Source organism: uncultured Oscillibacter sp., assembly GCF_950073225.1.
In the GTDB taxonomy this organism is placed as follows: domain Bacteria; phylum Bacillota; class Clostridia; order Oscillospirales; family Oscillospiraceae; genus Oscillibacter.
In genome coordinates, this window is the sequence record NZ_CATMPS010000036.1 from 18,252 (window position 1) to 27,745 (window position 9,494).

Genomic DNA, 9,494 nt, shown 5'->3' on the forward strand with positions numbered 1-9,494 from the left:
GAACGGTGAGGTGGTGGAGGCCCCTCTGAAAACGAAAAAGTCCTACCGCAATATTGCGATAGGAGCGGATGCCGTCAAAGTCCTCAACGGCATGGAGCAGAAAGACGAGTATGTATTCCCACCGCCGTACGGAGGACTGATGTCCCCGGACAGCGTCCTGCACATGCTCCAGCGGGTGCTGAAACGGGCTGGATTGGAAAGAATCAGATTCCATGACCTGAGGCATACATTCTCGGTTCTGGCCCTGCAAAATGGCGTAGACGTAAAAACCCTCTCCGCTATGCTGGGACACTACTCGGCGGGTTTTACCTTGGACACATACGCCCATGTTACCACCTCCATGCAGAAGCAGGCAGCGAATGCTGTGGGCAGTTTCCTCTCCGGTACTCTCGAGCCCTAACCGCTCCAAGTTCCCATATGGGTCGCGGCTTGGGTCAAACCGGAACCCCAAAATCCAACCACCCGAAAAAGCACAGAAAACAAGAACAAAGCCACGGAAATTCATCGAATTTCCGTGGCTTTGGTACGCCCTGAGGGATTCGCCCCCCCGGCCTTCTGGTCCGTAGTTTGTCCGAGGGTTCACAGCAAACGCTTTTTGCCCCGTTTAGTGCTGTTCGCTCAGGATAATAGCCGCCTTTCGTGCTACCCATTCCTTTAATTCCGCAGAGAGATTTCCTGTTCTGGGTCAGATTATGGGTCGGCACCAATTTTCAGGACAGTTACTATCCCCTGCCTCTCAGCATCACATTCGCCGCAAATACGCCGCTCTCATGCATTCTTGACGCCGGTGTTTTTCAGATGCTGCATATGGGAGAGAATCGCAGCCGGCTCCGCCGCCGCCTGGGCAACAAAGATGTAGTCGTTGTCTTGAATCAGCTCCAATAGCTTCTCCGGGGACATCTTTTTTTCCTGGTACTGCTCCTGAAATGTTTTCATAAAGTATCAGTCCTCCTTCTCGGTCTATATCTTACCTGGTAATGGGGGTCTGGCTGCGCGAGTTAAAACGATTTCCCCTACCATTTCTAAATCTAATTTATCGAAATGTTGGACAGAAGTAAAATAGCGGTTTTTCATCAGTCATGAATTCAATTCATAATAGCGGCAAAAATGGATTGTGCCAATTGAAAAACTTTGTTTATAATTGATAAACGCATTTCGCGCAAACAAACAGCGGGACAGCCTTAGGACTGTCCCGCTGTTGTCTTATGTCTCATTGCACAACGCCAAAAACCGCTGCATGGGCTCCGTAATAAATTTGTCTTTCCGGTAGGCAATTGAAAGGACCCAATGCGCCTCTGGATTTTTCAAGTGAATTTGCCGAATGTTGGCACAATTTCGCTTTGCCAGAAGCGGTGTTGGAAAAAAGGCGATTCCCTGGCTGTCATTTGCCATCTCGAAGATCAAATCCCACTGGGAGCTCTTGAAAGCGATATTCGGTGTGAACCCCGCCTCCTTACACAGTGAGATAATGATGTCGTGATAAATGAAATCAGAGGACATCATCAAAAATTTTTCATTCCGCAGCGTAGAAAAGGATACGCATTTCCGGGCCGCGAGAGGGTGGGTTTTTGATACGGTCAAAACAATTTCAGCCTGGTATACCGGCTTGGATATATACTGGGAATTTGAAAAGGGCTCCAGCACAGCGCCCATATCCAGCCGGTTCATGTCCATCTCCTTTAGGAGAATTTTGGAGGGAACCTCCAGAATATTCAGATCCACATTGGGATACCGTTCTCTGTATTCACGGATCAAGGAATAGAAATACACGGTGCCAGATGTGGGAGGAATGCCGATATTCAGCGAACCACCCATATCGTGTAAGCGCTGGTGGAGCTCACGGGTTTGCATATTGAAAAAATCGAGAATCTTCCTGGCGTATTCATAGAAGAGCTCTCCCTCAGGTGTCAGCAGAAAGTCTTTGGAGCTGTGGTCAATCAGCTCCGTTTCAAATTCCTGTTCCAGCGTGCGGACACTTTTGCTCAGCGCGGACTGGCTGACAAAGAGACTTTCGGCCGCACGTGTAAAGCTCTTCTGGCAGACAATTTCAACATAATATTGCAGCTGGTTGATTGTCATCGGCTTCCCTCCTTTAATCAAAAAATGGGAATCAGGATACCGGTCATCGGGTCTTTGGCGAGAGGCTGGCCGGCTCTGCTCCGGATTCCTTCACCTGCGAAGCACAGACGGATAGAGATCTCCGGTGCCTGTGCAAAGTACCGCTACAGACTCTGGAGCAACGCCGACAATATAAGCAGACTACCTGTTGTTCCATGAAATGGTTGCGATCAATGTAACGCCTGTTTTATTGGAAATGAGTATAGCAAAAAAACGATCCAATAACAAGTTTTTAGGAATAAGTTTTCAAAAAAGAAACGTGGGGCCAGCGGAGTGCGGACTATCCGTCAAAAGTCGTCATGTATGGTGACAAAAAGTATACCTGCTGGGAAGTCTGTGTCACCACCGAATGGGATATGGGCATTGGGAAGCAAGTCCAACTGTTGTTCACGGGCGAGCCACAGAAAGACACCCAGAAAAAGATGTAGACCGCCATAGAGGTCAACAGGTGAAACTATCAGGAACCGTCAAAGTCGACTATCACACGCTGTTCTCCTCTCACACATTAGCCTCACATACGTGAATATGAACTGTTTGCGTAGCCCGTAGTATCCCAGAACTGTGATGCGGTTGGCCACCTCGTGTTCCAGCCTGTAAGCCGCTGTGTGCGGCTTTATAGGAGAACGCACCCAGAGTCCCTGCTCAGGAGTAGGGCACCGTGCCAGAGCTTTGCGGAGCAATGTTGGCGAGTTGCAAAGGTGCTACTGAACGGTCTGCGAACTGCATCGGTACCGTCAAAGAGCAGGCAATTAATTTTTGAATCTACAGGGCTGGCGGATTTTTTCTCAAAGTGGAATCGAGGAAAATATGCCGAAAGCGGCATTGAACCCACCGGTCGAAATTATAGCAGGATAAAAGCGTGGCGTCTTGGACCGCCACGCCGGATTACACCGTCCCGCAGTGCGGGCCGGGGAGACGAAAAACGAGAGCTTTTGACGGATTCCCGTCATCTTTTTAGGGATTTTGTGCAATTGGTCATGTGACGTCATAAGTACAGGGGTAGATTCGGATTTGATGTCTTATTGCCCTCAACGCTCACAACGGCAACGAATTTAGCGGGGTCAACTGTGGCTTGGCAGAGAAATGCTGGGTTTTCCGAAAACGGGGAAAGTGGAGGCAGCATAATAGCGCAGAGAAAAAGAAAGCCTGTCAACAGTGCCTGTGACTAATGTCATTAAGTTAGGAATAAGGAGAATATAAAGTCAAAAAAGATGTAAAAAGGGGTTGACAAAGGAGGAAAAATGTGCGGCGAAGCCCTGAAAAGTAAACTTGCTTTTCGGGGGGGATGCCGCACATGAAATATACACCAAAATTTTTGCGGGGAATGCTGCTTTCTATGATCCGGGAAATGGGGGAGCACCCAGAACAATACGTCAGGCAGCCTGGATTTCTACGAAATATCCTTCCGCGTTGTCCGTTTGCAGACCGACAGCGGCAATACGGAAACCCTTATCACCAATCTCGACCCGGACCGGTTCCCCCTCGCCGCCCTCAAGGTCCTCTACGCCAGACGCTGGGGCATTGAGACCTCCTTCCGCAGCCTGAAATACGCCGTGGGCCTCATCCATCTTCACGCAAAGAAGCCGGACCTTGTCCTCCAGGAGGTTTTCGCCAGTTTCCTCATCTTTAATTTCTCACAGGCCGCTGCCTGGGCTGTGGACGCGTCTCAGGGCACAGCCAAATACAAGCGTCATGTCAATTTCTCCGACGCTGTCTTTGCCTGCTGTGCTTTCCTGCGCCGCTCCGCCGCTGATCCGCTCCCGCTCCTCCAGCGAAGACTGCTCCCACTTCGCCCTGGGCGCACCGCCCCAAGGCCAAAAATCACGGGTAACCGCATTTCCGCCTGCTATGCCTCCGCTCGCTGACCTTTTCTATGTCCTTTTTCTGACGGAGCTGCCTCCGTCTGCTTTTGCTGCCTCTTTTTCCTGATAAGTTCCTTTTGGATTTCCTTCGGAATCCTGTGATCTTCTGCCGCTTCTTCCTTCGCGGACAACTTAATGACATTAGTGCCTGTGACTCCCGCATTTCGGCCTGTGAGCCGCTGTGTGCGGTTTTGTGGAGGAGAACTCCATACACCCCTCCCCAGCGGACAAACCGCTGTGTTGGGGCTTTGTGGGCGGTTGTCAGCAAGGGTGGAAAGTCTGGGAGATTCATCCATGGATTGCACCACTGTCTACAAGGAGAAGGAGGCGCGGTCACTCTACCCAACCAGAACCGGTTTTCGAGAGTTCATACAGCGCAAAAAATGCGCCGCCTAATCAAAGAATAGGCTTTTTCTCTCTGCCTTTTTCTACCGCAGACCATGAACTTTCTGATAACTCTCCGCTGAATCCCTGGCTATTCACCGGGGTTACTGGTAATGTGTGTCGCTGAATAGGAAGCGATACGCAATGGCTAAACGAAGGGCAAACGGAGAAGGCAGTATCCGTAAACGGAAGGATGGCCGCTGGGAGGGACGCTACACTGCGGGCCGTGATCCGGTGACCGGGAAAGCGATCTACAAAAATGTCTTGGGAAAGACCCAGGCGGAAGTCAAGGCAAAACTTAAGTTGGCAATTGAGAAGAGCGGCGTCCAGCCCCTGCGGACAGAGCACTACACAGTAGGTCAGTGGCTGGATGCTTGGATGGAGAACTACGCCAAACTTCAAGCTCGGGCCTCGTCCTACAAGACCTGCCAGGGCTTCATCGAAAACCACATCAACCCCACCCTTGGTGATCTGCCGCTGGAGAAGCTGACGGCGATGGATCTCCAACGGCTGTACAAGCATCTGCTGGAGAGCGGCAGGGTGGAGTGTACGGAATCCCGCAGTAAACCTAAGGGCCTCAGCGTCAAGACTGTATGGAACATCAATCAGATGATTTCCTCCGCCCTGAACTGTGCCGTGGGGCAGCGTCTGATTCCTGCCAATCCGACAAAAAGCTGTGCTCTGCCAAAACTGGAACGAAAGGAAATGAAAATCCTGCCGCCGGAGAGCCTGGGTGCCTTCTTCGAGGAGGCGAGACGCAGCGGCGTGTTCGAGCTGTACTATATCGACCTCGCAACGGGCCTCCGGCGAGGGGAACTGCTGGGATTGAAATGGAGTGACATTGATCTGGACAAGGGGATCATCCACGTTCGACGACAGATCCTCCGTCAGAACGGCGAGGTGGTGGAGGCTCCTCTAAAAACAAAGAACTCCTACCGCAATATTGCGATAGGAGCCGATACCGTCAAAATCCTCAAAGACATGGAGCAGAAAGACGAGTACGTTTTCCCCTCCCCGTTCGGAGGTCCCATGTCTCCGGACAGCGTCCTGCACATGCTCCAGCGGGCTCTGAAACGGGCAGGGCTGGAGCGGATACGCTTTCACGACCTCCGTCACACATTCTCGGTCTTTGCCCTGCAAAACGGCGTGGACGTGAAAACCCTCTCCGTTATGCTGGGACACTACTCGGCGGGTTTTACCTTGGACACATACGCCCACGTCACCACCTCCATGCAGAAGCAGGCGGCGAACGCGGTGGGCAGTTTCCTCTCCGGTACTCTCCAGCCCTGACTGCTCCGAACTCTGGTATGGGCCACGGCTTGGGTCAAACTGGAGCCGCAAAATCAAACTACCAGAAAAAATGCAGAGGAATGAACAAAGCCGCTGAAATTCAAAGAATTTCAGCGGCTTTGCAATAAGCGGTCAAAATCGATTTTTCCCTTAATTATATGATTTCTCTTCCTATTGTAGATATATATGCTATATTTTGCATAATACTATCGACTTTAGAGAACATTATGAATCAAAGTCTTTATAGTTACAACACTGTTTGTCTGGGTACATTTTAAGTAATTGCTTGTTATTCATACATATTATCGCCTGATTTCTGCTGAAGTACAGTCTGTATATCATTTAAAACGGTACCATAAGAAAAACGAGATATGGCTTTTTTAATGGCGGAATCATCCAAAGAAACAGCTCGATAAACAAGTGCTAAAAGCATAAAGTGCAAGACCCTACCTGCTGCCGACAATTCTTGAACGGATGGTATTATGTAATTGCCGTTCTTTTCATTATAATGTGTAAAAAAATTTCTTGCATTACTTAGAATTTGTGCTAGCCGTGAGATTTCTTCTGTACTTAAACAGAAAAACTCATTTAGGAATGTAATAATTTCTTCCAATCGGAATTTCAGTGGTAGAGGTTGATTGGTTTTAATATTCCAACCATTATTAATAGCCAATTTTTTGGCTTCTTTATTTCGATAATGATTAGAGAAAATTTCAATTGCCTGAGCAAAATTCAAAAATCTGTTTATCCGTAAATTTTTGTTGCAAATAAACTCATAAAACAAGGTAGGAATATACTTCTTCGAATAAAATTCACACCATTTTGTCCATACCTCATTGAAGTTATCTGAAAAATCATCAGTGGTTATTAAAAAGGCCTCTTTCGAAGGCTCAACCTCATTCGTTGAATTGAGGTAAATGGCATTGTCACAAAATTCTCCTTGCAGTGATTGCTCATCTGAAAAGATCAAATTTTGAAGCGGAATATAGCCATTTGCAAAAAATGAAAACAGATTGCGAACAGACGCCAACGTACTGATACCTGTCCTTATGGAAACATCTTAATTAAAAGTGTATTCAATGTAGGGGATCAGTGGAATTTCAACTTTGCTATTAGAGAATCCAAGGCCGATGGTCTGATAAATTGATAGAACACCCGCACTATCTGTTGCGGTAATGGGAGTGGGAAAAGTGTAATTGACCAGTGAAGGTTGTTCTTTTGAGAAATCGTAAACTAAATCTACAGGTTCGGGTGAAAACATTTTATTTAGAACTTGAATGTTTGCCGAGATTTTTTTGATTAAAATTTCCTTTTCAGTGCATTGATATCTGCGACCAATAATTATCTCTACCGGCAAAAATTTCATAAAATGATTTTTACCGCCATCATCAGCGACAAAAACAGGACCATCTGTTGTTATGTGAGTATTTAAAAGCGTAATTGGGGTAGCCCCAACATTTCCCCATAAAGTGAAATGAACATTATCCATATCCAGACAGTGAAATCCCCACTCAGTCCGTCCAATAAATAGCACATCTTGTCTATGATAAACGAGGACACCATCAAAAGGAATATCTGCGTGTGTACCTCTGCAAAAGAGTTTGCAGGGAGTGTCAAGTATATCTTTTAGTTCCCTCATAGCTGTTCTCCCCATTTTCCGTTCAATAAATATACCTTTAAGGTTTATTGTAGCAAAGATTGTAGGAATTTGGAAGAGAAAAGTATCATTACCTCAGAATATGATCCTCATGGAAACTTGACTTTGCGGTTCTTTGGAACGGTTGAATTTCTCCTGCTGTACTGCCATGAACATCTCATCAGAAATAATGGCCTCATGGGAGTTGGTATAGAGATACCGTTCCATAAGGCCATTATTCTCAATTTGAACTGCACCAGTGCTGATTGTCTTCTGGAGCAGTATGCGCCCAGTATATTTTTCATTGGAGAGCAGTTTGTTGATAGCATCCCGATTCCATTTAGCTCTACACGTGGGGGAGAGGATGCCCTGTTGTTCCAGTCCTTTAGCGATCTTCCCCAGACTGTCACCGGCAAGGTATTGTTCAAATATCCAGTTCACTACTTTGGCTTCTTCGGGATTCATAATCAGTTCACCATCAGGGTCAATCTCATATCCATAGCATTTGCGGTGGGCCATTTTGGCGCTGCCATCCTGAAACCCCTTCCGGAGACCTTTCTTGATTGCTTCACTTTTTTGAATTGAGTTCATTGTGATCCTCCTTTAATAATAAAAATACCGCAGTGAAATCACTGCGGCGCAATAGGTTTGATATATTCAATATAAAAAGTTGACAGACCAACCCCTTGGCGGTCTGTCAACTTATCATGGTACGCCCTGAGGGATTCGAACCCCCGGCCTTCTGGTCCGTAGCTTGTCTGAGGGGTAGAATCAGACGCTTTCGACCTCATTTGATACTGTTCGTTCAGTGGCTAGATACGCTTTGACAGAATTAACTCCATTGTTTCCATAGAAAATTTTCCTGTTATGGGTCATATTCTGGGTCGGCAGGTAGTTCAGAACTGCGGTCCCATAAACAAGGAACGATATACTTACTGGCCGCTGCAGATGGAAAATGGCTGCCGTGAAATTTTCATCAACCTCGGGAAAAGGTGAGGATATACATAAGTTCTGGGGACAATATCCCATACAAACTCTGCCGCAACAGGTGCCATTTGCTGGGACCGGCGATATTACCTGCTTGCAGATACCGGCGCGGGGTGATTTGGGCAGAGATGCTATGTGCCCCGGCGATAGAGGTAATCGCCAGATCATTGAATACGGTTGCGTATTGTCCTGCTTGCCCAAGAAGAACCATGATTCTATAACTGTCCCATATTGCGTAAATGCTCTTTCGTATCCTTATTTTGGTGATAGGGATGGGGCTATTTTGGCAAAAGAACGGACACGATGATGGGGTGCATTATCACTTAAAATTTGCTGGAGTGTCTTTGATGATCGCCTTTTTTGAGCGGTGCTTGCAATTTTTACAGGCCTCAAAAAAGTTAGGATATTTTCCTTTTTTGATTTTTTTGCAGTCAAAGCAGTACCTTTGAATTTTTTGACGGTTCTCTTTATATTCTCGCCGCGCCCTATTTACCGCTTCAAGCTCAAGCTTACCGATGATGACTACGTCGTTGGTGCCCCCTTTGATCTGCACGATGTTTTTATGGGTCGTATTGTATGGCCCTGTTATTCTCGAATCACCATATTTTGATGTGTTGGCTTGAACAATGAAGCAATGAAGATCACGAGAAGCTGATTCTACGATGCTTGAAAAATAGTTGGTGTCTTTGTTGAGCTGTGGCACAAATAGAGCGTCTATCTTTGACTTTAATCCGGCTCTTGAATTGATATCTGTAAACTCAAAACACAATATCGTACTATATCGTATTTGATCCCAATGCATAATATAATACATGGGACGAGTTGGATTTTCTACATGATATCCCAACTTATAAAGGCACTCTTGTTCTTCGGGAGCGTAGAAGTTTTTTTCTCGAAACAGCAGTATTGCATGGCGAAAACCGTGATTCTCACATGGCTGGATAATGGTCGTACAATTGAATGCCCTGTCTTTGTTCCTGATATATCGCAGACCCGCAATGACAGCCGCATTGTTCTTCTGTGCAAATTGTGCGATATCTTTTAGCCAGACCGTGGGAACAAAAAATTCCGGAAACGCGATAAATCTGGCGCCTTAGCAAAACAATCAGCTTACAACGTCAGATTTTCCAGGTAATCTGCACGTCTCCTCGGCCTACCCGAATATTATCAATCAGCGCATCTACGACTGTCAGTTTGTCGTCCATGTCGATTCTCTC

9 protein-coding genes are annotated in these 9,494 nt (G+C 46.9%); 3 read left to right on the plus strand and 6 right to left on the minus strand.

Annotation, left to right across the window (positions count from 1 at the left end; all coding sequences use genetic code 11):
* Window positions 1-10 precede the first annotated feature (10 nt).
* Window positions 11-400 carry a site-specific integrase gene (locus Q1M04_RS13610; RefSeq protein WP_300448252.1) on the plus strand — a complete coding sequence of 130 codons (390 nt, stop codon included), beginning with the start codon at window positions 11-13 and terminating at the stop codon, window positions 398-400.
* Between the two features lie 368 nt (window positions 401-768).
* Here the strand turns inward: Q1M04_RS13610 and Q1M04_RS13615 are convergent, their stop codons facing one another.
* Both Q1M04_RS13615 and Q1M04_RS13620 read right to left on the minus strand, forming a co-directional pair.
* Entirely contained in the window at window positions 769-936 is a 168-nt protein-coding gene (locus Q1M04_RS13615; protein ID WP_300448255.1) for a hypothetical protein, read from the minus strand.
* 267 nt (window positions 937-1,203) lie between these two features.
* A complete protein-coding gene (locus tag Q1M04_RS13620) occupies window positions 1,204-2,079 on the minus strand; it encodes a LysR family transcriptional regulator (RefSeq protein ID WP_300448257.1) in 876 nt (291 codons plus the stop codon).
* Window positions 2,080-3,536: 1,457 nt separating this feature from the next.
* Between Q1M04_RS13620 and Q1M04_RS13625 the strand changes: the two genes are divergently transcribed.
* Together Q1M04_RS13625 and Q1M04_RS13630 are read left to right on the plus strand one after the other, a co-directional pair.
* Window positions 3,537-3,983, plus strand: a complete 447-nt coding sequence (locus tag Q1M04_RS13625) for a transposase (protein ID WP_300448260.1) — start codon at window positions 3,537-3,539, stop codon at window positions 3,981-3,983.
* 525 nt (window positions 3,984-4,508) lie between these two features.
* Window positions 4,509-5,654, plus strand: a complete 1,146-nt coding sequence (locus tag Q1M04_RS13630) for a site-specific integrase (RefSeq protein ID WP_300448263.1) — start codon at window positions 4,509-4,511, stop codon at window positions 5,652-5,654.
* Between the two features lie 289 nt (window positions 5,655-5,943).
* Here the strand turns inward: Q1M04_RS13630 and Q1M04_RS13635 are convergent, their stop codons facing one another.
* The 4 genes from Q1M04_RS13635 to Q1M04_RS13650 form a co-directional block, all read right to left on the minus strand.
* Window positions 5,944-6,684: a HEPN domain-containing protein gene (locus Q1M04_RS13635; protein WP_300448266.1), complete on the minus strand. Its 741-nt coding sequence runs from the start codon at window positions 6,682-6,684 to the stop codon at window positions 5,944-5,946.
* A gap of 30 nt (window positions 6,685-6,714) precedes the next feature.
* Window positions 6,715-7,293: a hypothetical protein gene (locus tag Q1M04_RS13640; protein WP_300448269.1), complete on the minus strand. Its 579-nt coding sequence runs from the start codon at window positions 7,291-7,293 to the stop codon at window positions 6,715-6,717.
* A 93-nt stretch (window positions 7,294-7,386) separates the two neighbouring features.
* Window positions 7,387-7,881 (minus strand): recombinase family protein, encoded by a 495-nt coding sequence (locus Q1M04_RS13645; protein WP_300448272.1) that lies wholly within the window; start codon window positions 7,879-7,881, stop codon window positions 7,387-7,389.
* A 715-nt stretch (window positions 7,882-8,596) separates the two neighbouring features.
* Window positions 8,597-8,980, minus strand: a complete 384-nt coding sequence (locus Q1M04_RS13650) for a hypothetical protein (protein ID WP_300448275.1) — start codon at window positions 8,978-8,980, stop codon at window positions 8,597-8,599.
* Between the last annotated feature and the right edge of the window lie 514 nt (window positions 8,981-9,494).

Excerpts from the sequence above, each read along its gene's own strand:
- Q1M04_RS13615 (WP_300448255.1), bottom strand. The coding sequence starts at position 936 with ATGAAAACATTTCAGGAGCAGTACCAGGAAAAAAAGATGTCCCCGGAG.
- Q1M04_RS13620 (WP_300448257.1), bottom strand. The coding sequence starts at position 2,079 with ATGACAATCAACCAGCTGCAATATTATGTTGAAATTGTCTGCCAGAAG.
- Q1M04_RS13630 (WP_300448263.1), top strand. The coding sequence starts at position 4,509 with ATGGCTAAACGAAGGGCAAACGGAGAAGGCAGTATCCGTAAACGGAAG.
- Q1M04_RS13640 (WP_300448269.1), bottom strand. The coding sequence starts at position 7,293 with ATGAGGGAACTAAAAGATATACTTGACACTCCCTGCAAACTCTTTTGC.
- Q1M04_RS13645 (WP_300448272.1), bottom strand. The coding sequence starts at position 7,881 with ATGAACTCAATTCAAAAAAGTGAAGCAATCAAGAAAGGTCTCCGGAAG.